20 protein-coding genes, 2 tRNA genes and 1 pseudogene are annotated in these 24138 nt (G+C 61.9%); 7 read left to right on the top strand and 16 right to left on the bottom strand.

The window, feature by feature from the left end; translation table 11 throughout:
• Positions 1-23: 23 nt before the first annotated feature.
• Together argS and NKH89_RS01090 are read right to left on the bottom strand one after the other, a co-directional pair.
• Positions 24-1781: an arginine--tRNA ligase gene (argS, locus tag NKH89_RS01095; protein ID WP_352495389.1), complete on the bottom strand. Its 1758-nt coding sequence runs from the start codon at positions 1779-1781 to the stop codon at positions 24-26.
• Positions 1782-1842: 61 nt separating this feature from the next.
• Positions 1843-3057 carry a deoxyguanosinetriphosphate triphosphohydrolase gene (locus NKH89_RS01090; RefSeq protein ID WP_352495390.1) on the bottom strand — a complete coding sequence of 405 codons (1215 nt, stop codon included), beginning with the start codon at positions 3055-3057 and terminating at the stop codon, positions 1843-1845.
• A gap of 73 nt (positions 3058-3130) precedes the next feature.
• On the opposite strand from NKH89_RS01090, the gene erpA reads away from it, so the two are divergent.
• The 4 genes from erpA to NKH89_RS01070 all read left to right on the top strand — a co-directional run bounded on the left by erpA (position 3131) and on the right by NKH89_RS01070 (position 5087).
• On the top strand, positions 3131-3478 hold the full coding sequence (erpA, locus tag NKH89_RS01085; protein ID WP_352467016.1) for an iron-sulfur cluster insertion protein ErpA: 348 nt from the start codon (positions 3131-3133) through the stop codon (positions 3476-3478).
• A 2-nt stretch (positions 3479-3480) separates the two neighbouring features.
• On the top strand, positions 3481-3870 hold the full coding sequence (locus NKH89_RS01080; protein ID WP_352495391.1) for a VOC family protein: 390 nt from the start codon (positions 3481-3483) through the stop codon (positions 3868-3870).
• 30 nt (positions 3871-3900) lie between these two features.
• Entirely contained in the window at positions 3901-4695 is a 795-nt protein-coding gene (gene xth / locus NKH89_RS01075; protein ID WP_023720052.1) for an exodeoxyribonuclease III, read from the top strand.
• Between the two features lie 77 nt (positions 4696-4772).
• Positions 4773-5087, top strand: coding sequence for a hypothetical protein (locus tag NKH89_RS01070; protein ID WP_023720051.1), 315 nt, complete (start codon positions 4773-4775; stop codon positions 5085-5087).
• A 24-nt stretch (positions 5088-5111) separates the two neighbouring features.
• Here NKH89_RS01070 and NKH89_RS01065 read toward each other — a convergent pair whose 3' ends face one another.
• The 9 genes from NKH89_RS01065 to NKH89_RS01025 form a co-directional block, all read right to left on the bottom strand.
• Complete coding sequence (locus NKH89_RS01065; protein WP_023678939.1) at positions 5112-5948, bottom strand: tetratricopeptide repeat protein; 837 nt, start codon at positions 5946-5948, stop codon at positions 5112-5114.
• Positions 5935-7659 (bottom strand): dihydroxy-acid dehydratase, encoded by a 1725-nt coding sequence (gene ilvD / locus NKH89_RS01060; RefSeq protein ID WP_352495392.1) that lies wholly within the window; start codon positions 7657-7659, stop codon positions 5935-5937. The genes NKH89_RS01065 and ilvD overlap by 14 nt, the downstream gene beginning before the upstream one ends.
• Before the next feature lie 278 nt (positions 7660-7937).
• Positions 7938-9158 carry an OmpP1/FadL family transporter gene (locus tag NKH89_RS01055; RefSeq protein ID WP_352482115.1) on the bottom strand — a complete coding sequence of 407 codons (1221 nt, stop codon included), beginning with the start codon at positions 9156-9158 and terminating at the stop codon, positions 7938-7940.
• 402 nt (positions 9159-9560) lie between these two features.
• Entirely contained in the window at positions 9561-12344 is a 2784-nt protein-coding gene (locus NKH89_RS01050) for a valine--tRNA ligase (RefSeq protein WP_352857558.1), read from the bottom strand.
• Between the two features lie 536 nt (positions 12345-12880).
• Positions 12881-13744, bottom strand: coding sequence for a DUF2497 domain-containing protein (locus NKH89_RS01045; RefSeq protein WP_352908325.1), 864 nt, complete (start codon positions 13742-13744; stop codon positions 12881-12883).
• Between the two features lie 198 nt (positions 13745-13942).
• Positions 13943-15334, bottom strand: coding sequence for a TolC family outer membrane protein (locus tag NKH89_RS01040; protein WP_352814594.1), 1392 nt, complete (start codon positions 15332-15334; stop codon positions 13943-13945).
• A 186-nt stretch (positions 15335-15520) separates the two neighbouring features.
• Positions 15521-16189: a protein-L-isoaspartate O-methyltransferase family protein gene (locus NKH89_RS01035; RefSeq protein ID WP_352908324.1), complete on the bottom strand. Its 669-nt coding sequence runs from the start codon at positions 16187-16189 to the stop codon at positions 15521-15523.
• 89 nt (positions 16190-16278) lie between these two features.
• Positions 16279-16352 (bottom strand) — tRNA-Cys (locus NKH89_RS01030).
• Between the two features lie 491 nt (positions 16353-16843).
• Entirely contained in the window at positions 16844-17104 is a 261-nt protein-coding gene (locus NKH89_RS01025) for a hypothetical protein (protein WP_023720044.1), read from the bottom strand.
• A 220-nt stretch (positions 17105-17324) separates the two neighbouring features.
• On the opposite strand from NKH89_RS01025, the gene NKH89_RS01020 reads away from it, so the two are divergent.
• Positions 17325-17399 (top strand) — tRNA-Asn (locus NKH89_RS01020).
• A 334-nt stretch (positions 17400-17733) separates the two neighbouring features.
• Positions 17734-18375 (top strand): peroxiredoxin-like family protein, encoded by a 642-nt coding sequence (locus NKH89_RS01015; protein ID WP_023720043.1) that lies wholly within the window; start codon positions 17734-17736, stop codon positions 18373-18375.
• A gap of 1651 nt (positions 18376-20026) precedes the next feature.
• Here NKH89_RS01015 and NKH89_RS01010 read toward each other — a convergent pair.
• From NKH89_RS01010 to NKH89_RS00990, 5 genes and pseudogenes are all read right to left on the bottom strand, one after another.
• Positions 20027-20317: a DUF982 domain-containing protein gene (locus NKH89_RS01010; protein WP_023720041.1), complete on the bottom strand. Its 291-nt coding sequence runs from the start codon at positions 20315-20317 to the stop codon at positions 20027-20029.
• A 209-nt stretch (positions 20318-20526) separates the two neighbouring features.
• Positions 20527-20781, bottom strand: coding sequence for a DUF982 domain-containing protein (locus NKH89_RS01005; protein WP_023720040.1), 255 nt, complete (start codon positions 20779-20781; stop codon positions 20527-20529).
• Between the two features lie 49 nt (positions 20782-20830).
• Positions 20831-20962 carry a hypothetical protein gene (locus tag NKH89_RS01000; RefSeq protein WP_280940424.1) on the bottom strand — a complete coding sequence of 44 codons (132 nt, stop codon included), beginning with the start codon at positions 20960-20962 and terminating at the stop codon, positions 20831-20833.
• Between the two features lie 927 nt (positions 20963-21889).
• Positions 21890-22164 (bottom strand): annotated as a pseudogene (locus tag NKH89_RS00995) (AtaL-like protein); the annotation flags it as partial.
• A gap of 35 nt (positions 22165-22199) precedes the next feature.
• Complete coding sequence (locus NKH89_RS00990) at positions 22200-23063, bottom strand: SDR family oxidoreductase (protein WP_352643184.1); 864 nt, start codon at positions 23061-23063, stop codon at positions 22200-22202.
• Positions 23064-23166: 103 nt separating this feature from the next.
• Between NKH89_RS00990 and NKH89_RS00985 the strand changes: the two genes are divergently transcribed.
• Complete coding sequence (locus tag NKH89_RS00985; RefSeq protein WP_352643186.1) at positions 23167-24057, top strand: LysR family transcriptional regulator; 891 nt, start codon at positions 23167-23169, stop codon at positions 24055-24057.
• Positions 24058-24138: the final 81 nt, after the last annotated feature.

Here is a 24138-nt window from a genome sequence, read left to right as displayed (position 1 = left end):
GGTGACAGGTTTTTTACTCAAACCTAACGCATTTCGGTGGGCGCATTGGCTCCGATCAGCGTCAGGCCGGACGTCAAAACGTCCGAAACAGCCTGCACCAGCCCTAGTCTGGCATGCGTCAATTGTCGGTCGTTAACCTTAACAAAACGTAAGTCAGGATTATCGGTGCCGCGGTTCCAGTGTCCGTGGAAGCTGGAAGCGAGTTCGTAGAGGTAGAATGCCAGCCGGTGGGGCTCAAGCGCGAGCGCCGCGGCTTCGATCAGCCGCGGATATTCGGCAAGCTTTCTGATCAGGCCGATCTCACCCTCGTCGGTCAGCAAAGCCACTTCGGCGGCCAGCTGGTTGCGGTCGAACATGGCCTCGCCCAATTGCTCGCTTGCCTGCCGGAACACCGAATGGCAGCGCGCCGAGGCATACTGCACGTAGAACACGGGATTGTCCTTCGACTGCTCGGTCACCTTGGCGAAGTCGAAATCGAGCGGCGCGTCGTTCTTGCGGTAGAGCATCATGAAGCGGATCGGGTCGCGGCCGACCTCCTCGACCACTTCACGCAAGGTCACGAACTCGCCCGACCGCTTCGACATGCGCACCGGCTCACCGGCGCGAAACAGCCTCACCAGCTGGCAAAGCAGCACGGTAAGCTTGACCTCGTCGCCGGCAATCGCCCGGGCAAGCGCTTCCAGCCGTTTCACATAGCCGCCATGATCGGCGCCAAGCACATAGATCAGGTCAACGAAGCCGCGATCGACCTTGTCCTTGAGGTAAGCGACATCGGCAGCGAAATAGGTGAAGGTACCGTCCGACTTGACCAGCGCCCGGTCCATGTCGTCGCCGACCGCGGTCGAGCGGAACAGCGTCTGCTCGCGGTCCTCCCACTCGTCCGGCTTCTCGCCCTTGGGCGGCGGCAGCTTGCCCTTGTAGATGTGGCCCTTCAGCGTCAGGTCGCTGATCGCCGAGCGGATCTTCTTCGCATTGTTGGCATGCAGCGTCCGCTCGGAAAAGAAGACGTCGTGATGCACGTTGAGCAGCGCCAGATCCTCGCGGATCATCGCCATCATCGCGTCGATCGTCCTGTCCTTGACGATGGCAAGTGCCTCCTCGTCCGGCATCTGCAGTAGGGAGCGGCCGAATTCGCTGGCCAACGCCTGACCAACGGGGATCAGATAGTCGCCTGGATAAAGCCCGGCCGGAATCTCGCCGATCTCATCGCCAAGCGCCTCGCGGTAGCGCAGGATGACCGAGCGTCCGAGCACGTCGATCTGCGAACCGGCATCGTTGATGACATATTCCTTGGTCACGTCGTAACCGGCGAAGGCCATCAGGTTGGCGAGCGCGTCGCCGACCACGGCACCCCGGCAATGGCCGACATGCATCGGCCCGGTCGGGTTGGCCGAGACATACTCGACATTGGTTTTCTTGCCGCCGCCGACTGTCGAGCGGCCGTAATTGCGGCCCTCGCCGAGCAGCGCCGTCAGATGTGCCTGCCAGAAGTCGTCCTTGAGCTTGAGATTGACGAAGCCCGGGCCGGCGATCTCGGCGGCCGCGATATCCTCGTCGGCGCGCAGCGCCTCGGCCAGCCTTTCGGCCAGCGCGCGCGGGTTCTGGCCGGTCGGCTTGGCCAACACCATGGCAGCGTTGGTGGCGAGATCGCCATGGCTGGCATCGCGCGGCGGCTCGACGGCGATGCGCGACAGATCCGGCGGCACGCCATCCTTGTCTTTCAAATCAAGCGCTTCGACGGCCTTTATGATTCGCGCGTTGAAATCGGCGAAGATGTTCATTGCTATGGCTCTGACGGTTTTGCAGGGATCCGGCTCGTTGGCCGGCAAAATCGCGCCCGCCCTAGCTCAAATCCGGCGTATGGTCAAACAAACGCCTGTGTTCCTTGAGTGCATAAGTGTCCGTCATGCCAGCCAGGAAATCGGCAACACTGCGCGCCTTGACGCGATCCTCCGCCCGATCGAGCCCTTCGCGCCAGCCATCCGGCATGGCGCGCGGATCGGCGAAATAGACGTCGAACAGGTCCCTGACGATCTGGTCGGCGTCGGCGCGCACCCGCATGACCTCCGCGTGCCGATAGAGATGCTTGTAGAGAAAGGCCTTCAACTCCTTTTCCGATACGGCCGTCTCGGCGGAGAAGCTCACCATCGTCTCGCCGGCCGCCCTTACCGCCTCGGCGCTGTCGGGCTTGATGCGCGCCAGATTGGCCGTCGTCGAGACGATCACGTCCTCGACCATGATAGTGATCTGCCGGCGCATCAGCTCGTGGCCGGTGCGTACGTCATCGAGCGCCGGATAGCGCTCACGCACCCCCTTGAGGATCGACCCCGGCAGCGAGAGGTCCTCCAGCATGTCCAGCGTCAGCAGCCCTGCCCTCAGCCCGTCGTCGATGTCATGGGTGTTGTAGGCGATGTCGTCGGCAATCGCCGCGCACTGCGCCTCGATACCGGCGAAGCGGTCGAGCTCGAGGTCGTGCAGTTCGGAATAGTCGCGGATCGCCTGCGGCACCGGCCCCTTCAGCCCTTTGCCCTTGGCATCGGTCAGTGGGCCATTGTGCTTGACCAGCCCCTCCAGCGTTTCCCAGGTGAGGTTCAGCCCATCGAACTCGGCATAGCGCCGCTCCAGCCGCGTCACCACGCGCAGCGATTGCGCATTGTGGTCGAAGCCGCCCCAGGCGGCCATCTTCTCGTTCAGCGCGTCCTCGCCGGTATGGCCGAAGGGTGTGTGGCCGAAGTCGTGCACCAGGGCCACCGCCTCGGCCAGGTCCTCGTCGCCGCGCAGTGCCCGCGCCAGAGCGCGTGCAATTTGCGCCACCTCGATCGAATGCGTCAGCCTTGTGCGGTAATGGTCGCCTTCGTGTGCGACGAACACTTGCGTCTTGTGCTTCAGCCGGCGGAACGCCGTCGAATGGATGATGCGGTCGCGGTCGCGCTGGAACGGCGTGCGCGTCGGGCTTTCCACCTCGTCGAACAGCCGGCCGCGCGACTTCGCCGGGTCGCTGGCATAGGCCGCGCGCGGCCGATAGCCGAATCCGATGTCGCCCAACTCGTTGGTCATAGCGTATGCCGCAGTTGACTTGCCCCGTCGCGCTTCATACCTATCATACGAAACCGAAAGCAAGGTGACGCCCATGGGCGCTGATGCCAAGACCGCCATGAAAGTCGAGATGACCGACGCCGCCGCCAAGCGGATCGCCAAGATCGTGGCGAGCGAAGCCGGCAAGACGGCCCTGCGCGTCTCGGTCGAGGGCGGCGGCTGTTCCGGCTTCTCCTACAAGTTCGATCTGGTCGATAGGCGCAATGATGACGACGTCGCCATCGAGAAGGACGGCGCAACCGTGCTGATCGACGACCTGTCGCTGGTCTATATGGGCGGCTCGGTGATCGATTTTGTCGACGATCTGATGGGCCAGTCGTTCCAGATCAGGAACCCCAATGCGGTCGCCTCCTGCGGCTGCGGCACCAGCTTCTCGATCTAGAAATGCCCGACATCGGCGCGGTCCGTCAGATCGCGCTTTCCGCCGGACGCGATCTCGACGCAACGCTGGCCTTCTGGCGCGAGGTGCTCGGCATGAGTCTGCATGCGCGTTTCGATCCTCCAGGCATCGCCTTCATCATGGCAGGTGACGTGCGCCTGCTTTTCACCGACGGCCTGCCGGCCGGCACCGTCTATCTCGACATATCGGACCTCGAAGAGTTCCACGCTTCGGCAAGGGCCGCCGGTGTTCCCTTCACCGCGCCGCCGGCGCTCGTCCATCGCGACACCGAAGGCCTGTTCGGCCAGGCGGGGGAAAGCGAGTGGATGGCCTTCCTAAAGGACCCGGCAGGCAATACGATCGGCCTTGTCGAACGTCACCCGCCGGATCGCTAGTCTCCGGACCACCAGCCTATCGAGGACGTCATGAAAATCGTCACCTGGAACATCAACGGCGTCCGCGCCCGCATCGGCAATTTGACCCATTGGCTGACGGAAAGCGCGCCCGACATCGCCTGCCTGCAGGAGATCAAGACGGTCGACGAGCAATTTCCTCGCGCCGAGATCGAGGCGCTCGGCTACAATGTCGAGACCTACGGCCAAAAAGGCTTCAACGGCGTCGCCATCCTGTCGAAGCTGCGTTTCGACGAGGTCAATCGCGGCTTGCCGGGCGACGATGCCGACGAGCAGGCGCGTTTCATCGAAGGCGTGTTCTCGACCGACAAGGGCGCCTTGCGGGTTGCCTCTATCTATCTGCCGAACGGCAACCCAATCGACGACGAGAAGAAGTTCTCCTACAAGCTTTCCTGGATGACGCGGCTGGAGCGCTGGGCCGAGGAGCGGCTTGCACTGGAAGAGCCGCTGGTCCTGGCCGGCGACTACAATGTCATTCCTGAGCCGGCCGATGCGAAATATCCGGAAAACTGGCTAAGCGACGCGCTGTTCCAGCCCGCAACGCGGCAGGCGTTCCGGCGGCTGAAGAATCTCGGCTTCACCGAAGCCGTGCGTGCCGTCACCGACGCCCCCGACGTCTTTACGTTCTGGGACTATCAGGCCGGCGCCTGGCAGAAGAACAACGGCATCCGCATCGACCACCTGCTTCTGTCGCCCGAAGCCGCCAATTGGTTTTCCTCGGCTTCGATCGAAAAACAGGTGCGCGCCTGGGAAAAACCCTCCGACCATGTGCCGGTGGCGATCGATCTGGCGCTGCGGCCGGCCTGATCGGAGCTGCTGTCCGGCGGCACATTGAGAAGTTGACCTCTTATCGCCACAAATCGCGCGCTTGATGAGAAATCATCATGGTGGCTGGGGTTCCCATGACTATCCGACTTGCACTTTGCACGTGTGCCGCGGCGCTCGCTTTTGGCGCGATGCCGGCCGTTGCCGCTCCGCTATGCCTTGCCAATGGCAAATCGTTCCAGATCGGTCAAATGGCCTGCCTGACACTTGCCGGACAAAGCCACCTCGCCCGCTGCGAGATGGTGCTCAACAACACGTCCTGGACAAAGCAGCGGGACGGCTGCCCGGAGAACACACTGGCCCCGCATCTGCAAGGCACGCCGATATCAACACCGGCGCCCGGCGGCGTGCCGGCGAAACCGACCGAGAACTGATTTAAATCGACCAATCCCGCCGGCCTACTGGTCGCCGCCACCCTTGGTCAGGATGTCGTCGGCCAGCGAAATCGCGGTGCGACGGTCGGCTTCGCCGGCGGCGGCAAACGCTTCTTCCTGCATGCCGCGGATCCATGGCTGGTCGGCGGGTGAGGCTCGTTCGAGTGCCGCGGTCATCATCGCCAGCCCGCGGACGATCTTGCCGCTTTGGAAAAGCAGGTTGCCGAGCGTCGCCTGCGCGCCCGCATGGCCCTTTTCGGCCGCCAGCTGGAACCAGCGTCCGGCCTGCTTGACGCTGGCCTTGACGCCGCCCTCGCCCTTGAGGAACATCTGGCCCATCTCGAACTGGGCGTTCGGATTGCGGTAGTTGGCGGCGGCACGCATGTAATATTCCTGGGCCGCCACCTCGTTCTCCTCGACGGGGCTGCCGGGAATGCCTTTCCTCAGATAGTCGCCAAGCGCCACCAGCGCGTCCGAAACATAGCTTTCCTCGGGCGAACCGGGCTCGACGTCCTGGTCGACGATCTCGCTGAAGAACTTGAATGCCGCGTAGTCGTCTCGCGCCACGCCATCGCCTTCGGCATACATGCGCGCAAGCTTCCAGGTGGCGCCGATCTGGCCGTTCTCGGCGGCATATTTGTAGGCTTCCGCGGCCTGCTCCTTATGGCCGTTCTTGTAAGCGGAAAAGCCGAACTGGAACACCGCCCACGGGCTCGACTGCGGCTTCACGCCGGTCTTGTCGTCGAACACCTTGTCGTCGAAGGCCATGGCCTGGCCGACGGCGCCTAAGGTCGCGCCAAACGTGGCGAGCGCAACCAGTGCCGAAAGGACAGACGACCTCAACAACTCAGATGTCCGCATAGCAGTGTGTTTCTTTGGCACCGCCCGGATGGGTGACCGCGCCGTCGCGGGCAGATCCGACCGTCTGTGCGTATTTCCAGATCGCGCCCGACTGATAGTCGGTCGTGCGCGCCTTCCATGCTTTTGCCCTCGCCGCCAGTTCGGCTTTGGACAATGCAACCTCGATCGTGCCGTTCACCGCATCGATCGAGATCAAGTCGCCGTCTTTCAGAAGCCCGATCGGGCCACCGACGGCCGCTTCCGGCCCGACATGGCCGATGCAGAAACCGCGCGTCGCGCCAGAAAAACGCCCGTCGGTGATGAGCGCCACCTTGCCGCCCATGCCCTGGCCGTAGAGAGCCGCCGTCGTCGACAGCATTTCGCGCATGCCCGGGCCGCCGCGCGGACCCTCGTAACGGATGACGAGAACCTCGCCTTCGCTATAGTTACGGCGCGTAACCGCCTCGAAACATTCCTCTTCCGAATCGAAGCAGCGCGCCGGACCCGAGAATTTGAGTTCCGCCATGCCTGCGACCTTCACGATCGCGCCTTCGGGGGCAAGGTTACCCTTCAAGCCCACGACCCCGCCGGTCTGGGTAATCGGCTTGTTGGCGGGACGGACCACATCCTGGCTGTCATTCCAGGAAACATGTTCCATATTTTCGGCCAAAGTGCGGCCGGTCACCGTCAGGCAATCGCCATGAAGATAGCCATGGTCGAGCAGCGTCTTCATCAAGAGCGGAATGCCGCCGGCCTCGAACATGTCCTTGGCGACGTATTTGCCGCCCGGCTTGAGGTCGGCGATGTAGGGTGTCTTTTCGAATATCCTGGCCACGTCGAAAAGGTCGAACTTTATCCCGGCTTCGTGCGCGATCGCCGGCAGATGCAGCGCCGCGTTGGTCGAGCCGCCGGTGGCCGAGACCACGGTCGCGGCATTTTCCAACGCTTTCATAGTAACGATGCCGCGAGGGCGGATGTTCCTTGCGATCAACTCCATGATCTTTTCGCCGGAAGCGAAATTGAAGCGGTCGCGCATCTCGTAGGGTGCCGGCGCGCCGCAGGAATAGGGCAGCGCCAGGCCGATCGCCTCAGCGACGGTGGCCATGGTGTTGGCGGTGAACTGGGCGCCGCAGGAGCCGGCCGACGGACACGCGGCTTGCTCGATTTCTAGCAGTTCGGCGTCGCCGATGGTGCCGACCGAATGCTGGCCGACCGCCTCGAATACGTCCTGCACGGTGATCTGCCGGCCACGGTAGCTGCCGGGCAGGATCGAGCCGCCATAGATGAAGATCGACGGCACGTTGAGGCGCACCATAGCCATCATCATGCCGGGCAGCGACTTGTCGCAACCGGCCAGGCCGACCAGCGCATCGTAGCAATGGCCGCGCATGGTAAGCTCGACTGAATCGGCGATGACCTCGCGTGACACCAGCGACGACTTCATGCCCTGGTGGCCCATGGCGATGCCGTCGGTGACGGTGATGGTGCAGAATTCGCGCGGCGTGCCTTTGGCGGCCGCCACGCCCTTCTTGACCACTTGCGCCTGGCGCATCAGTGAGATGTTGCAAGGTGCGGCCTCGTTCCAGCAGCTGGCGACACCAACCAGCGGCTGCGCGATCTCGGCCGCCGACAGCCCCATCGCATAGAGGTAGGAGCGATGCGGCGCCCGCTCGGGACCAACGGTCACGTGACGGCTTGGCAGCTTGGCCTTGGAGATCGCTCTGGCGTCCATACTCGTCCTTGCCGCGGGCGGTGCGGCCTGTCTCTTCGCCTAGCCTTTTGGCGCGTGTCCCGAGACAAGTTCGAGGTGCGCCGGGTTTATGGCGGGAAATGGGCAATGTTCCCAGGCGGCCGGGTGGCGCGAGGGTTGTTCAGAAACTGTTGCCGAAACGTCACAATTATCGGAGCGAACATCATGGGGGCAATTGTTGCGCTGGCCGAATGACGGATGACGCACCGAACGAAACGACCGGGCAGTGCCCGGCCGTTTTGTCGTTTAAAAATTTGTAGTTAGAACTTGATCTTGACGGAAGCCGAACCGGCGAGAAGCAGGTCGTTGCCGTAGGTATAGGTGACGGCATTTGCCACGTCGCCGACACCGCTGAAAGTCGATGACCCGCTCGTCAGCACACCGATCGAGCCGCCGAGCCTGACCTCGACCTGGTCGTTCGGCGAATAGGAGACGCCGCTGGCCACGGCCCAGGTATCCGACTGATAGCCGGAGGTCGTCGAGGTGCCGCGATCCCAGGTCAGCGAAACCACGCCCGACAATTGGTCGGTGAACTTGTGACCGATACCGCCCGTGATCGTCCAGCCGTCGCGATAAAGCAGGTCGAATGAAACGGGCGAGGGAGCACCGGTTACCGGACTGCGCACGCCATTGATGGCAATGACGCCAAGCTTGCTCCACTCCTGCCAGCGGATGGAACCAAAGGCCAGCCAGCCAGGAGCTATACCGCTCTGCAGCTTGAATTCCAGAGCCTGAGGTATCTCGGCCGACGCCGAGACTGGGTACACGCCGGTAGAGCCAGGAACCAGATCCGCTGGAAAGGCGCCCCTGAAGCCGGTCGTGTCGACCGTTCCCGACAGCCCGTCATATTTATAGCTGGAAGAGTACATCAGGCTGGCGCGCAGAGCGATCTCGGGGATCTCATAGGCTGCGCCCGCACGCCAACCCCATGCCTCGTCGGACAGCTTGAAGACGCCGAGGCCGGTATTGCCGAAGGCGAGCAGTGTCTGGCGGGACAGAAACGCGTCGACCTGCTGGTAGGAGACACCGCCAATGAATCGTATGGCGCCCTTGCCGACGTTCACCTTGTAAGAGCAGGTGAGACCGAAATCGTCTGTGTCGACGGAGTATTTGACCGCTGTCGGCGAATAGGCGTTGTTCATGCCGAAATTTGCGTCCGCACCATACGGTCTGGTATAGGTGGCAAGACAGTCTACGGGCTCAAAGATGTTGGCCTTGATGCCGACATGCGGCACCGCATAGTCGCCACCAACATCCACCGCCGACGTCGACAGCCCCGAGCCGTCCAGACGCTGCACATTTTTGAGCGTGCGTTGGGGCGAAACATAGGTGACGCCTGCATCGAACGAATATGGCGCCGCGTCGAACAGCTGGTCGATGTTGACGCCGCCCCGGTCAAAGCCTCCGGAGTGCGCCGTCCCGACCAAAGCCAGCGAAAAGGCCGCTGCGCCCAGCAGCGCTTTCAGACGCGAATAACACATGAATCTCCTCCCCGAATGTCATTCCATCAAGCTAGAACCAATTCAGGTTAATGGCGCAACAACGAATTCGCCGTGCGTACATGTACACCCTGGCCGAACGCATTTCCGACAAGGTGTCGGCCTTCTCGACAAGGCGGGAAAATGGCTGGCTCGGTACAAATCAATGAGAAAAATCGGGAAAATCGCCTAAATCACGACAAAACTGGGCATTTCGCGTGCGCAGCCACCCATTGTTACATTATGGCAACAATGGGGCAAAAACATTCAGTTTGCCTCAAGATTTACGCCGCGGAATGCCTGTTTTCGTGGCAGGAAGCCCATCTGGAAAGCAGATTCGTGACCCGGCGAATCTGCTCGATCAGCCGGCCCAATTTGCTCTATCAGCCGGCCCAATTTGTTCGATCAGCCGGCATCGCGCACCCGCGTCAATGCCACCGAAAGCTTCTCTTGCGCCTCGCGATATTCGGCGAGTTTTTCGCGCTCGGCCTCCACCACCTCGTCCGGTGCGTTGGCGACGAATTTCTCGTTGGACAGCTTCTTGTAAAGCCGCGCAATTTCCTCGGTCACCTTGGCAAGTTCCTTCTGCAGGCGCGCTGCCTCGGCTGTAACGTCGATCAGGCTGCCGAGCGGCAGGCAGATGGTCGCCTCGTTGACGACGATCTGGGCGGAGCCCTTGGGCGCCGCATCGACCAGCGAGATGTCGCCGACCCGCGCCAGCCGCTTGATGGCCGATGCCTGGCGCTCAAGCCTTTGGTGGGTCGTTTCATTGGCACCGATCACCATCAGGGGCGCGATCGCTGCCGGCGGCACGTTCATTTCCGAACGCACCGAGCGGATGCCGGAGACGAGATCGACCAGCCAGTTGATATCGGCGGCGGCCTCCTCGTCCTCGAAGTCGGGCGACGGCCAAGCCGCATGACAAAGCAGCGACGGCCGTTGCCTGCCTTCGCCGGCGGTTTCGGCCCACAGTTCCTCGGTCATGAACGGCATCATCGGATGCAGCAGCTTGTAGATCTCGTCCAGCACGAAGGCGACGCATGCCCTGCTCTCGGCCTTGGCGGCCTCGTCGGTGCCCATGAACACCGGCTTCAGCAGTTCCAGGTACCAGTCGCAGAACTGGTTCCAGACGAACCGGTAGGCAGCACCCGCCGCCTCGTTGAAGCGGTACGAGGTGATGCCGTCGGTTATGTCGCGCGCGGCTCGCGTCAGCTCCGTCAGGATCCAGCGGTTGACCGCCAGCTTGGCGTCCTGCAGCCAGAAATCGTCGTCGCGCGCCACTTCGTTCATCTCGGCGAAGCGCGTCGCGTTCCACAGCTTGGTGCCGAAATTGCGATAGCCGGCAATGCGGGCCGGATCGAGCTTAACGTCGCGCCCTTGCGCTGCCATCACCGTCAAGGTGAAGCGCAGCGCATCGGCGCCATATTCGTCGATGAGGTCGAGCGGATCGATGACGTTGCCTTTCGACTTCGACATCTTCTGTCCATTCTTGTCGCGAACCAGCGCATGCACATAAACGGTATGAAACGGCTCCTGGTCCATGAAATGCAGGCCCATCATCATCATGCGGGCGACCCAGAAGAAGATGATGTCGAAACCGGTGACCAGCACGTCGGTCGGGTAATAGGTCTCCAGCTCCGGCGTCTGGTCCGGCCAGCCGAGCGTCGAGAACGGCCACAGCGCCGACGAGAACCATGTGTCGAGCACGTCCTCGTCGCGGGTCAGGATCTCGCCAGGCTGGAAATTCTCGAGTTTGTCCTCGACCCAGGCCTTCCACGGCCCTTCCAGCGCCAGATAATATTCGACGGCGGCACCGAGCGCTTCTTCCTCGGTCTTTTCGACAAAGACATGCCCGTCCGGCCCGTACCAGGCAGGGATCTGGTGGCCCCACCAGAGCTGGCGCGAAATGCACCAGGGCTGGATGTTCTCCATCCAGTCGAAATAGGTCTTTTCCCAGTTTTTGGGCACGAAATTGGTGCGGCCCTCGCGCACCGAGGCGATCGCCGGCTTGGCCAGTTCCGCCGCATTGACATACCACTGGTCGGTCAGAAACGGCTCGATCGGCACGCCGCCGCGGTCGCCGTGCGGCACCGCATGGCGATGCGGCTCGACCTTTTCGAGAAAGCCGCCCGCCTCCATCAGCTCGACGATCTTCTTGCGCGCATCGAAACGGTCCAGGCCATCGAGGCCGTCCCAGACGGCCTGGCGCTCCGGCGTCACTTCCAGTCCGGCCAGAAAGTCCTCATTGTCCTTGAGGCTCACCGCCGCATTGACGGTGAGGATGTTGACCGCCGGCAGCCGGTGGCGCTTGCCGACCTCGAAATCGTTGAAGTCATGCGCCGGTGTGATCTTGACCGCACCGCTGCCTTTTTCGGGATCGGAATACTCGTCCGCCACCACCGGGATCTTGCGGCCGACGATCGGCAGGATGAGGTTCTTGCCGACGAGATGCCGGAAACGCTCGTCGTCGGGGTGGACTGCGACAGCCGTATCGCCCAGCATCGTCTCGGGGCGGGTCGTCGCAACGGTGATGAAGGTCTTCGGATTTTCCGGATCGAAGGTCATGCCTTCGATCGGATAGCGGAAGTGCCAGAGGTTGCCGTTGACCTCCTGCTGCTCGACCTCGAGATCCGAGATGGCGGTCAACAGCTTCGGGTCCCAGTTCACAAGGCGCTTGTCCTTGTAGATCAGCCCTTCCTTGTAGAGCGTCACGAACACTTCGAGCACTGCCTTCGACAGGCCCTCGTCCATGGTGAAGCGCTCGCGGCTCCAGTCGGCCGAGGCCCCGAGCCGCTTCAGCTGGTTGAGGATGGCGCCACCGGACTCGGCCTTCCACTCCCACACCTTGTCGATGAACTCATCGCGCGTCAGGTCGCGGCGATGGATCTGCTTTTCCATCAGCTGGCGCTCGACCACCATCTGCGTGGCGATGCCGGCATGATCCATGCCCGGCTGCCACAAGACGTTCTTGCCGCGCATGCGCTCGAAGCGCACCAGAATGTCCTGCAGCGTGTTGTTGAGCGCATGGCCCATATGCAGCGAGCCGGTGACGTTCGGCGGCGGGATGACGATGGTGAAGGCTTCAGCCCCCTCCTCGGCGCCGGCACCGGCCCGAAACGCGTCGGCCTCTTCCCATATCCTGGCAATCTTCGGCTCGACGGCTTTGGCGTCGTAGGTCTTTTCGAGCATGGGAAAACGGTCCGCGCTGTCCGGAATTTGTGGTCCGGTGTAAATCGGAAGGTTGTTGCCAAGTCAACCGCAAGGGCGGCATGGCCAAATAGATAGCGCTGGGATGGTTAGGTGCAACTCGCGGAAGTGATCGTTGCAAGGCAATCGCTTCAGGTTGCACTGCCCCTCATTGCCCTGCCTTGCAGCATTGGTGGTTGGCGAAAGCCAAAGCGTCATCCGATCTCCCTTCTTGCGGGGGAGATGTCCGGCAGGACAGAGGGGGGTGGGAAGGATCGCCACCTTCGACGTCTGTCTTCCCCAATCTCGGAAATTCAATTGCCTGCAGGCGTAGCTGCGATCGTTGAGAGGCCGGAGGGACAGCACCCCCCTCTGCCCTGCCGGGCATCTCCCCCGCAACGGGGAAGATTGGATGCTTCGCCGATGGCGCCTGTCGGCAGGGCGGATGAGGGGCAGCGGCGATTTCGACACCGGAGGGGTGGCGTCCAAACTCAATAAAGACGCCGCCTGGAGACAGCCTTTGGTCCTGGTTTCTGAACTTACTGCGCGCCGCGCGCGACGCGCTCGATTTCCTCGCGCACCAGCCGCTCGACCAGCGTCGGCAGGTTGTTGTCTAGCCAGTCCTGCAGCATCGGCCGCAGCATCTCCTCGGCCATCTCGTCGAAGGTCTTCTTGCTGCGGCTGGCAAATGCGTCTGAAAGCTCGCCGAAGGCGGCGGCAACCTGCCGCCCCGTATGTTCCGAAAGGATCGCCGGCCGAGAGTACGGCGCCTCGCTGGCCGCCGAACTCGCCAATCCCATTTTCGAAGGTCCCGGGCCGATTTTCGAAGGTTCCAGGCCGGTTTCCGAAGACTGCGGCCCATTTTCAGAAGGCTCCGGCGCAGGTCCAGCAGTCGCCTCGTCTTCGAAAACCTCGGCTTTTGGCCCGGCGTCCGGCGTCCGGGGTGGCTCGGCCCGGTCCGGCTTGGCCATCGCGTCGCCGACCGCTGCGATCTCGCGCCGCCAATCGGCAATGATGGTGTCCGTCGTCTCGGCAGCCTTGGCCGTCGCAGGCCGATCCGGCTTTGCGGGCGGTTCGGGAGCGGTGTTCACCTCAGCCAGAGTGACCGGCGCTTTTGCCGGGCCGGGACGCACTTCCGTATACGCATTGACGGGCGCGGATGATGGCTGCACCTCGGCCCGCGTGGCCGGCTTGGCGATCTCCAGTCCGCCGCGCAGTTCGGAACGGAACGCATCGCCCTCCGCTGCCCGTCCGGCTGCCGGCGCCGGTTGCAGATCCTGGCGCAGCTCGTCCGCGTCGCCCGGCTGCTTGCGGCCGGTATCGCTGTCCTCGATGATCCTTCTGATGGAAGCCAGTATCTCTTCCATGGAAGGTTCGCGCTGTACGCTGCTTGCCGTCGCCATCGTCACATCCGCCGCCCTTGTGACTCGTTCTCAGATTTCCTGTCCGGCAATGCCGGATTCGAATCATGGCGACAGCGTAACCGACGGAACGCCCTGCGAGAATCCCCAATCTGGCGACATCTCGGATTTCAACAGATTAGGGTCGGGAGTGGAAGCCCGCGCGTCGTTCGAGCGCGGGCTGAAAACACGGCCTGGCGATCAGCGGCCGTCCGGCGTGCGCAGGCCGATCCACTTGTCTTTGATGGCGTTGTAATGCTCTTCCGGCCTGTACTTCGTCACATTGAGCGCAAGGCGGTCTGCCGACAAATGGCCAACCGCAGAGAGGATGGCATAGCTTGCCACCACCACGTCGCGTTCGGCACTGGCAAGATTGATCTTGGCAGTGATGACGGTCGCCTGCGCATTGAGAACGTCGAGCGTGGTACGCTGGCCGACATTGCGCTCCTCGATGACGCCGTTCAAGGCAAGCTGCGCGGCGGCGACCACCTGCCGGTTGGCCGTGACGCTTTGCTGCGCGGCGGTATATTGCGTCCATGCCGATGTCACGGCCTGGCGCACCTGGTCGCGACTCACGTCGACTTCGATCCGCGCCTGGCTGAGCGATTCCTTGTTCTGGCGCACGGTCGCCGAGGTCCGTCCGCCGGAATAGATCGGCACGGTCAGTGTCGCGCCGATGTTCGCCGACGTCCTTGTACCATCCTGCGATGCCCCAAGGACGCCCGGAACCGTGTTGCGATAGTCGCCGGAAACGCCGGCGCTAGCCGAAAGCTGCGGCAGCAGCGCGCCTTCGGCCGATTTAACCGAAAACGCCGCCGCGTCGACCAGATGCTCGGTGGCGAGGATGGCCGGATGTTCGGCCGATGCGATCGCAATCGCTGCATCGAGACTCGACGGCAACAGCTTTGACAGCGGCGAAGCCGGCCTGAGCCTGCCCGGCTCGTCGCCGACGATCTGGCGATAGGTCGCAGCACTTGCCAGCGCTGTCGCGCGGGCGGCGCTCAACTGCGCCACCGCGGAGGCGCGCGAAGCATCGGCTTGCGCGACGTCGGTGCGCGTGCCTTCGCCGACCTCGAAGCGCGAACGCGCCGCACGCGCCTGCTCGGTCAGGAATTGCAGATTCTGTTCGGTCAGCACCGCGATCTGGCGGTCGCGGATGACGTCCATATAGGCACTTGCCGCGTTGAACAGGGTGTTTTCTTCGGTGTTGCGCAGGCTCTCGACCGAGGCGCTGACCCGCGCTTCAGCGGCCGCGACATTGTTCCTGGTCTGAAAGCCGTCGAACAGGGTTTGATTGATCTGGACGCCAAAGTTGCCGGTAGTTATGCGTGCGGTTCGACTGGTACCATTGACGTGGGTGCTGGTGTAGTCGATGTCCGCGGAACCGGTGATGGTCGGGCGCCAGCCGGACTTGGCGATTGCAACGCCCTCGTCGGTGACGCGGACGCCGGCGCGTGTCGAATTGAGCGAGGAATTGTTTTGGTAGGCCTTTGAAAGGGCCCCGATGATCGTTTCGGCCGAGGCGACCATTGGAGAAAGCGCGGTCGCCGAAACGAGGACAGCGGTAAAAAGCAACTTGCGTACAGACGGCACGTTATATTCCCTCATTCGTTTTGCACGGGAACTGCGCCACGCTGGCTTCTCCTCTGATCAGCCGGCGCCGCGTTTTTTATCGTTCCCCCGCTGAAAGCCCCCAAGAAACACCCGGTTATGCAGATCAGCAACGATTGTTCAAACGCAAGCGATCATGACAACGCCTTCGCTGCAAGGCAAAATCACTCAGAATTCGAAGGCGGGAATGCGTTCAAATCCAGGTAGTGGCTTAATTGCCGCATTAAATGCGCGTCTTCCCGTTACAACCCCTCCAGTCTTAAAAAAAAGCCGGGCTACGCCCGAATTGCCCTGCCCCTCCACGGCGACGAGTCGGCCGCCTTCGGCAAGCTGGTCGAACAGCGCCGCCGGCACCTCCCCGCCGCTGCCGCCGAACAGGATCACGTCGTAAGGCGCCTTGGCAGCATGGCCTTGCGGCAGCGGCCCCTGGACCACCGTGACATTGCCGCAACCCAGCGCGGCAAGCGTCGAAGTGGCGGTTTCGGCCAGCGCCGGATCGCTTTCCAGCGCAACCACGGACCTTGCCAGCCGCGACAGGATCGCCGCCGCATAGCCAGTGCCGCAGCCGACATCGAGTGCCGAAGCGCTTGAGCCGATATCGGCCAGTTGCATCAGCTTGGCCAATGGCGACGGTTCCATCAGATAGCGCGGGCCGTCGGCCGTATCGGCAATACGGATGTCCTCATCGATATAGGCGAGATCGCGCTGGCCGGCGCCGACAAAGGCCTCGCGCGGCACGACAAGCATCGCCTCGAGCAACGGCGCGCTGGTCACGTCGGTGGTGCGGATCTGGCCGTCGACCATCTTCACCCGGCGTTCGGCAAAATCAGCGCTCATGTTCCAACCATCCGCTTGCCGCGCGAAGGCCGCGGCTGTTTCGACCGGAACTGAAGCCCCCTGGCGCTGACGCGCGGGGGCTCGGGCATTGGAGGCCTCGCCCGGAATCGAACCGGGGTGCAAGGATTTGCAGTCCTCTGCGTAACCACTCCGCCACGAGGCCTCATTGCTCCCGGCGTTCCACCCGGCTCCAATAGGTTGCGGCGAAAATGCCGTCAAGCGGCCACCATGCATTCCCAACGGTTCTTCCGACATCGAGGCGCTGCTTATCAACGCAATACCATACTAGCAACAACATATTAGCTTATCGTTAAGCACGATTCTCGGCGAGAGGAACCCGATACCGGCGGCCACGTTGGGCAGATAGGAGGGTCCGCCATGCGTCGAGCAGCTACGGAAGATGGCACTCCGCGCGGATTGTCGCAGTCTGCAGAGCTTGTGCGCTATGCCATCGACCGCCTCAGCATAGAAGGCGCAAACAGCCTGCCGCCGCGCGACCCTGCGCGGCTCGCATCGGCTACCGCCGTCCTCAAGGAGCTTTGCGAACGCCTGGAAAGCTGCTTCGACCAACCTCGGTAATGCAGAAGCTAATGCATAGGCGGAGCACGCCGTCCTCCGGCATTTTCCGGCTAGCGGCCCGTCAGCAGGGCAATCTCAGTCCGGCCGCCGCCACCGCTCCCACCAGACGACGAAACGGCGCCGGTGACGGCGCACCAATGCGAATTCGTAGGAGAGCACCAGCAATCCGATCGGCACCATCCAGAACCCAAGGATCGGCAGGAAGCCGAGAATGCCGCCGATGATCAGCACGACGCCGATCGCAATCCTGAGGCCGCGCGAGCGCGGCATGGTGAACTGGCGGCCGAAGACCGAGATTTTCCGGGCCGGTGGCTGTTCGTCGCTCATTGCCGTCATGTGAAATGTCGATCCGTTTGCATCAGTAGCACCATCAGCCGGAGAAAGCCGCAACGGCCTTTTCCGTTCCCCGACAGGCGAGAGACAGCTCATATGAGGGTGCTCGCCGGCCATTGCCAGAAAGCCCTGCGCCAAAAAGCACCGAAAAAATGCGAAATGCTTCTTTGCAAAGCCGAAACGGGTTTGCTATAGGCTGCCCCACTCACATGAGAGCCTCTGTTCCCCGGTAGCTCAGTGGTAGAGCAACCGGCTGTTAACCGGTTGGTCGCTGGTTCGAATCCGGCCCGGGGAGCCATCGCCTTTTCTACGCCAAGTCGCGATTTTGCACGCCGGCGTGCGATTTTTCCCTACGCATCGATCTCGTGTCAGAGCATTGAGGACAGATGAAATCAAGCGCAGAATAGCGGCCTGGCCCGCCCCCGCCTATTCTTCGCAAGCCGATCGCAGGACTGGCGACGCAGATGCTTTTTCGTGTTATGATGGGCTTGCAACGCGCGTAATCTCGACCTCGGCAATATGGCAGAGGTCGAAAGCTATTGCCTTGGCACAGGAAGCTTTCGCCCCCAGCACTTGATCGCCTCCGCTGGGTGTGCTGCTTTCCCTGACTGATCGCGGCGAGGAGGTTGTCCATGTCTACGAGTAGTGTTGACCGCCCGCTGCAGCCGGGCGACAGCGCACCGAATGTTGTGCTCAATGCGATCTCACGCGAAGGCAAGATCGCGCTCGATGATTTTCGAGGCCGTAGCCCGTTGTTGATCGGTTTGTTCCGAGGCCTGCACTGTCCGTTCTGCCGGCGCCATGTCGCGGCGATGGCGCAACTTAAGCCGGCCCTGCGGGAGAAAGGCGTCGAATGCCTGGCTGTGGTCAATACGCCGGTCGAGCGGGCGCGGCTCTATTTCCGTTACCACCCGGCACCCGATCTTCTCGCCGCATCCGACCCGGAGCGAGCCTCGCACCGTGCTTTCGGCTTGCGCGAGGTCGGGATGGACACGGTCATGGCGATACCGTTCCATCTTCCGGGCGAGTTGCCCGAGCCTATGGACGTCATGGCAATGAATGAATTTCTTAACAAGAAGGAAGGTTATGAGATTACGGAAGTCGATCAGCAGGCGATGGCTTCCAGCCAGGCGCAGCTTGTCGGTCAGTTCCTAATCGACCGGGCGGGCATCGTACGCTGGAACTTCACTGAAGTTCTGGAGGATGGGCTCAACACCTTCAGAGCGCCGAATCCCGAGGAATTGATGTCGGCAGCTTCCCAAGTTGCACATTAAGAGGCTGCGGAAATGGGCTGCTAAAAACTCGCTCGACGGCCACCGTCCTGTGGTGATTCTTTGGATTTAACAATCGTCGAAATGCTCAGCGCCGGAGGCTAAGGTCTGCCCGTGGGCTTCGTAGCGATTTTTCGATTCAACGGTCTGCGGACCGCCCCGACGCTAGAGTGAGCAAGCCGCATAGGCGGGGCAACGTCCGCTCCTTGCCGCAATCACGTTGTTCCGACAGGCGCGCATAAGGTAATTATGCCGCCTCCCCGTCTGCTGCTCACTAGACTCCATAGCGAACCTTGATTAGCGGCCCCTCCCTCGCACATCCGGGTTAGATAACAGGGGGAACGCCGATGTCTGTGAGATCGTGTGTGCGCACAACGCCCTCCTTCGCGAGTGCGACTGCCCGTTGCCTCAAAGATGGTTTTGGCCCACCGGTTGATCGGAGGCGCTCGGCGCGCTCCCGGTCACGCTCGCGAGTCTTGATGGCGGGCTGCGGCGCAGTTTTGAGAGGAATCGGCAGCTCATAGTTCGCGGTTTCGTCCGGCCCGGGGAGCCAGTATTTTCAAGGCTCCGGCGTTTTCATTGTTTTGGCTGACACCACGGTTTTGACAACGCCAAGACCATGGTCACTGCGTCTGGGATTCCCTATCGTGGAAGAATGTGATTGCTGAGCGACGATTCCGCTCGCCACTCCACGAACTGTGTCAGTCGTCACCACTGCTGAGGGCCGGCTATGTAATGGGTAAGCGCCGCCGACTGCATTCCCTTCCCTCCTCGTTGACGAAAAGTGTTCGTTCGAATGATGCTTTTCCGTTGCCCTAAGCGCAAGGTTTTGACCAGCCAGCACAGGGCCTCCTCTTAAGCTCGCTGGTCGTCAAGGCCCAGCGGCCTCTAGCTGCCGTCCCCCCCGCAACCAAGCCGCTGGGCCGCCTCGCCAACGGCGAAGCTTGCAGGCCGATGTATATTAGCAACATCTTGACTAGGCGCCGTCCGCTCCAGGCTCAAGCGTCTGGCGCGGGGCACTGGTTGCGATCACGGCCACGATACGTAGGCGGGTCACTGAGGACCGGGCAAGCGTCTCGATTCCGAGCTACGGCTTCCCGCATTCCATCGTGGACAGCACGTCCAAGATCAAGAGAGGTCAGCAGATCGAGCTTGCCAGCGAGATCACACGCATAGAGGAGGAAGGCGGCACTCACAATCGACATGGGACCGCTGTCAAGCCTGACGCCGAGGGGTATTAACCGACGTTCCTTTTAAATTTGAAATGCCTTACCCGAGGCCCGCCCTGGAACGGTAGGTCAGGGCGCTGATCTTCCTCGTCCGGCTCAGCCTGCATCGCGGGCCTTCATGAAAAGCTCCAGCAAGTCGGCGCCAATGCCGAGGGTTGCCATGAGGCTGAACTTAGAGCGGCTAGGGAGTTTCGTCGTCTCTGGCCTTACCAATCGCCTCAAGTAATGAAGCTAGGGTTGGGGTCAGCTCTGTTTCGACTGGCCCAAACAGCTTGTGTACATGACGACGATTGTCTTCGGTTCCGATCAACTCCCGAACGGCGTCTGCAAGGGACTTATGCCCAGCTTTGTCGCGCTTTGTCATGTCGACCGAGCTTCCCCGCCTGTCGCGCAACTCGGAGATCAGGGAATGGTTGCATTAGGGATCAGGAATGTTTGGGTACTGGGCTCGGGTAACTGGCACATTCGGCCCTAATCAGACGAGCGCAGCACCCCTCCTCCTCGGCAGCAGCCAAGAATGCCTTTCGTGCCTCCTCAGGTTCCATCTCGTCGGAAATGCAGGCGATGCAGACGCGCACCGCTTGGTTCCATTTGGGGCCACGCTTGGTCCACTTCATCAGCTCCTGTCCGGCTGCCTCGACGTTGTTCACGTTCCGGGTCATACCGGCACGGTCAGTCGTCACAGGAACCGGAGGGGAGAACCAATGGGTTGCCATAAGGGGAACTTAGAGCGGCACAAGCCTGCCGACCAACCCAGGTTGTAGGGAACGATGTAGGCCCTCGCGGGGTTAGAACTTGCAGCGGTCGAGTCTTCGTGGATGCAGCCGCTGAGGGGGGTCCGTCGCCTGTCCCTCACCGGCGGCGGGCTCCTTTCTGGAAGGCGGTGTTGGTCAGAGACACATAGAACCTTATACCGCAAAACAATTTAGCTATTTGTCGTTGGGGGAATTAACGTCCCCTCCTCCATCGCGGCAGCCAGGAATGCTTTGCGGGCCTCCTCGGGTTCCATCTCGTCGAATATCACGGCCATGCAAACGCGCACCGCGAGGTCCCAGCAAGGGCCACGCTTGGTCCACTTCATCAGCTCCTCGCCGGCTGTCTCGGCGTTGTTGACGTTGCGAATGATCCCGGTACGCTGTGTCTTGACGGGGACCGGAGGGTTGAACCAGTGGGGGGCCATACGTCACTCTTTGTCGGCCCTATCAAGTTCCTCCAGCAAATACCTTTGCTCAGCCGGCAGTTCCCCTTTCTACAGGCAGATTTAGCAGGTTGCGAAGGTAATTGCGGATTACCTCTGAAGTGATCCACCGCCGCACAACTTCGGCAATAACCTTCTGTTTGGCTTTATCGATTTCAGCCATGTTCGGGCCTGCATGCTTAAAAGGACCGAACTGCACCGCGAGCGGATTTGTTCCTGCTAATTACGAAGATCAAGCAGGACCGCGCGCCCCCTCTCGCGGGGCCACAATGAGCAAAATTCCTGGAATGCTGGGGGGGAACGTTAGGCGGATTAGTGAGGCGCGTGGCTGAGAGCTACTCCCGGCCGTCGAAACACACGAACAGGCCAGTGGCGGAAGCTACCTCAAGGATAGCCTCAGTTAGCTCTTCGTCAGATGCCCGCAGATTAGGCGCAGTCACGCGGACTCGTTCTATTGCAGCCTTGATCGAGACAATGTCTCCGCGAGCCGCCCCGTTCAGGAGTGCAGCAATAGCCTGATGTAGAATTGGACTGACACTTTGAACGACACTCATCCGACCATCCCCGAGGGGCACGCCGAAGAGACGACAGTACTCTCTCCCTGACCGACATCAACAGGATGTAAGAACCGTACAATGCTCGGGCCGTAACCGTCAGGAATGTTTGGTAGAAATTTCTGAGCGGGGGATCGGATAACCCGCTCGCGCGAAGACCCCATGCCCCCTTCCGCAGCGTCGACCTTCCGTTCCCGCAACGAACACCCTACTTTCGACTTTGGCGGGATGGACCAGGCCCATGCGAGGCTCGTCGCTACTCGGCTCGCCGTCAGACCAAACAGTGCCCCTCCATTCAATCTTGCGGTTCTTGTCAAGCACAACGAACGTTGACGTTAGACAATGCTTCGGCCACCACTTTGTCAGGCACAACGCTTGAACTGGACAAAGCCGTGAAGCAGTACGTCATCTACACCCGCGTTTTGACGGACTGGCTTTGCGTTTCGTCCGTGCTTATAAAGCAGCTCGCTCACCAGCTGGTTGCAATTGCCGTTGGCGCAACTGATGTGAATGACCCGACCACTAGCTATGAAGGCGATTTCCGCGCCTTCGCGCGGACCGGTCGCCTGGAAGAAGGTGACCTTGCTTCCTGCTCAAGCGTCACGATCTCGCGCAGATCAGTACCGGCGATCATAGCTTCGCGCACGAAGTGGGTCGCGCTCTCCTCCACGTCGCAACGGGTGCAGAGGCCTGCGGGCAGGAACAGGCGGGCGTCGCGCGCCTTGAGTTCCAGGCCCTGCCATATCTGCGCACGGGTCAGCTTGGTCTCGCCTCGGGGATTCACCGGAACGGTAGCGGTCGAGTAAATCATGATATGTCTCCTGGACAGAACGTCGGTGATGGGGCTCAGACGGCAATTGCGGCCGCATAGTCGCGATAGGAGCGCAACGGCCGGCCCAGCAGCGCGGTCAGCCGATCGACATCGCCGGCATCGGGGACCATGCCGTCCGTGAGGAAGCGCTCCGCCATCAGGCGCATGTCGAGGGCCATCCAGCTCGGCATGAACTGCCGCAGGTTCTGCTCGAAGCCGGCGGTGTCGTCGCCGGGATACGCGATATGTCGACCGAGGACGTCCGTCCAGATCGCTGCGACGTCCGTGCCAGTCAGCGTGTCGGGGCCGACCAGGTTGATGCGATTGAGCGGGAGCGGCGCGGCGGCCTGCTCACGGCGGAGGAGTTCGATCGCGGCGATCTCGCCCAGGTCCCGCGCGTCGATCATGGCGATGCCCTTGGCTCCGATCGGCATCGGATAGATGCCGTAGCCGATCACCACGTCCTTGATCGTGATGTCGTTGTCCATGAAGTAGGCGGGCCGCAGGATGGTGGCGTTGAGCTCCATCTGTTCGATCATCCGCTCGACGCCGAACTTGCCCGCGAAATGCGGCACATTGACGTAGATGTCGCTGTGGATCACCGACAGGTAGACGATCCGCTCGATGCCGGCCTCACGGGCAACGGCCAGCGCTACCAGCGCCTGGGTGTATTCGTCGGCCACCACCGCGTTCAGCAGGAAAAGGGTGGAGACGCCGGAGAACGCCTTGCGCAGGGAATCGACATCGAGCAGGTCGCCCTGCACGACATCTACGCCAGTGGGGAAATTGGCCTTGGAGGGATCGCGAACCAAAGCGCGCACATGGGCGCCACGCTTCACGAGCTGTTCGACTACGTTGCGGCCGACATTGCCGGTCGCGCCGGTAACGAGAATGGTCATGGGGTTACTCCTGAGTTGAGCCGGATGGCTGCTCAGAAATTAGTGATCCACATTTGTGTCGGTAGGCGTTATATTTGGACACGCCGTCTCATTGGTGGAACATATGGATCTACTTGCCCTTGCCGATTTCAATCTGGTCGCCCGCCACGGGGGCTTCGGTAAGGCCGCCCGCGCTGCCGGGCGCCCGAAGGCAACCTTGTCCCGACGCGTGGCGGAGTTGGAGGCCAGTCTGGATCTACGGCTGTTCGAGCGTGGCGCCCGCGCGTTGAAGCTGACGGAAGAAGGACGTGCGCTTTTCGAGCGCGCGGGCCGGTTGCTTTCCGAGCTCGAAGAGACAGCGGCCGCGATCGCCTCAGGCGGCGAAAGGCCGCGAGGCAGGTTGCGGATCAGCGCCCCAGTGCTGTTCTCACAGACCGCGATGGGGAAGATCGCTGCCGGCTTCGCCCTGAAATACCCGGAGGTAAGGCTCGAGGTCACGACCGAAGACCGCGCCGTCGACATGATCGAAGAGGGATTTGACCTGGTGATCCGGGTCAATCCGGATCCGGATGAGAGCCTCGTTGGGCGAGCCTTTCTGCGTGATCGACTGGTGGTCGTGGCAAGTCCTCACCTCGCCCGGCCGGCGGACGGTCTGGCGACCCCGGCCGTCATGCGTTCGACAGCCGATCGAGGGGCTTGGGACGTGAAGACGCCCACTGGCCGGTCAACAATCGCGATCGAGCCGGTCCTTGCGCTGTCGTCACTCATCATGGTCCGGGATGCGGTACGAGCGGGCGTCGGCGCGGCGCGCCTACCTGTGTCGCTGGTGAGCCATGATCTGGCGGACGGAACACTGGTACATTGGGGGGATCTCGATCGACCCGACATCGCCCTGTGGACGCTCTATCCCTCTCGGCGGCTGCTGAGCGCCCGCGTCTCCGCATTCCTCGACCATCTGAAACAGGCCTTTCCCATGGGGACGCCTGACGAGCTGGCCGCCTATATCGGCAAATGACGCGCAGGGAGCTGGTTAACCCAGCTGAGGCCTTATGCGAGGCACAAGGAAAGCAGTTGCCGTACTTTCTAGGTGGGTGCG

The organism is Mesorhizobium sp. M0923 (assembly GCF_040319365.1).
GTDB lineage: Bacteria > Pseudomonadota > Alphaproteobacteria > Rhizobiales > Rhizobiaceae > Mesorhizobium.
The sequence above is the reverse complement of the archived record's forward strand: the minus strand, read 5'-3'. Positions and strand labels throughout refer to the sequence as shown.

What these genes read in the sequence shown, in the direction of transcription:
- argS (WP_352495389.1), bottom strand. Translation starts at nt 1,781, where the DNA reads ATGAACATCTTCGCCGATTTCAACGCGCGAATCATAAAGGCCGTCGAA.
- NKH89_RS01090 (WP_352495390.1), bottom strand. Translation starts at nt 3,057, where the DNA reads ATGACCAACGAGTTGGGCGACATCGGATTCGGCTATCGGCCGCGCGCG.
- erpA (WP_352467016.1), top strand. Translation starts at nt 3,131, where the DNA reads ATGGGCGCTGATGCCAAGACCGCCATGAAAGTCGAGATGACCGACGCC.
- NKH89_RS01080 (WP_352495391.1), top strand. Translation starts at nt 3,481, where the DNA reads ATGCCCGACATCGGCGCGGTCCGTCAGATCGCGCTTTCCGCCGGACGC.
- xth (WP_023720052.1), top strand. Translation starts at nt 3,901, where the DNA reads ATGAAAATCGTCACCTGGAACATCAACGGCGTCCGCGCCCGCATCGGC.
- NKH89_RS01070 (WP_023720051.1), top strand. Translation starts at nt 4,773, where the DNA reads ATGGTGGCTGGGGTTCCCATGACTATCCGACTTGCACTTTGCACGTGT.
- NKH89_RS01065 (WP_023678939.1), bottom strand. Translation starts at nt 5,948, where the DNA reads ATGCGGACATCTGAGTTGTTGAGGTCGTCTGTCCTTTCGGCACTGGTT.
- ilvD (WP_352495392.1), bottom strand. Translation starts at nt 7,659, where the DNA reads ATGGACGCCAGAGCGATCTCCAAGGCCAAGCTGCCAAGCCGTCACGTG.
- NKH89_RS01055 (WP_352482115.1), bottom strand. Translation starts at nt 9,158, where the DNA reads ATGTGTTATTCGCGTCTGAAAGCGCTGCTGGGCGCAGCGGCCTTTTCG.
- NKH89_RS01050 (WP_352857558.1), bottom strand. Translation starts at nt 12,344, where the DNA reads ATGCTCGAAAAGACCTACGACGCCAAAGCCGTCGAGCCGAAGATTGCC.
- NKH89_RS01045 (WP_352908325.1), bottom strand. Translation starts at nt 13,744, where the DNA reads ATGGCGACGGCAAGCAGCGTACAGCGCGAACCTTCCATGGAAGAGATA.
- NKH89_RS01035 (WP_352908324.1), bottom strand. Translation starts at nt 16,189, where the DNA reads ATGAGCGCTGATTTTGCCGAACGCCGGGTGAAGATGGTCGACGGCCAG.
- NKH89_RS01025 (WP_023720044.1), bottom strand. Translation starts at nt 17,104, where the DNA reads ATGACGGCAATGAGCGACGAACAGCCACCGGCCCGGAAAATCTCGGTC.
- NKH89_RS01015 (WP_023720043.1), top strand. Translation starts at nt 17,734, where the DNA reads ATGTCTACGAGTAGTGTTGACCGCCCGCTGCAGCCGGGCGACAGCGCA.
- NKH89_RS01010 (WP_023720041.1), bottom strand. Translation starts at nt 20,317, where the DNA reads ATGGCAACCCATTGGTTCTCCCCTCCGGTTCCTGTGACGACTGACCGT.
- NKH89_RS01005 (WP_023720040.1), bottom strand. Translation starts at nt 20,781, where the DNA reads ATGGCCCCCCACTGGTTCAACCCTCCGGTCCCCGTCAAGACACAGCGT.
- NKH89_RS01000 (WP_280940424.1), bottom strand. Translation starts at nt 20,962, where the DNA reads ATGGCTGAAATCGATAAAGCCAAACAGAAGGTTATTGCCGAAGTTGTG.
- NKH89_RS00990 (WP_352643184.1), bottom strand. Translation starts at nt 23,063, where the DNA reads ATGACCATTCTCGTTACCGGCGCGACCGGCAATGTCGGCCGCAACGTA.
- NKH89_RS00985 (WP_352643186.1), top strand. Translation starts at nt 23,167, where the DNA reads ATGGATCTACTTGCCCTTGCCGATTTCAATCTGGTCGCCCGCCACGGG.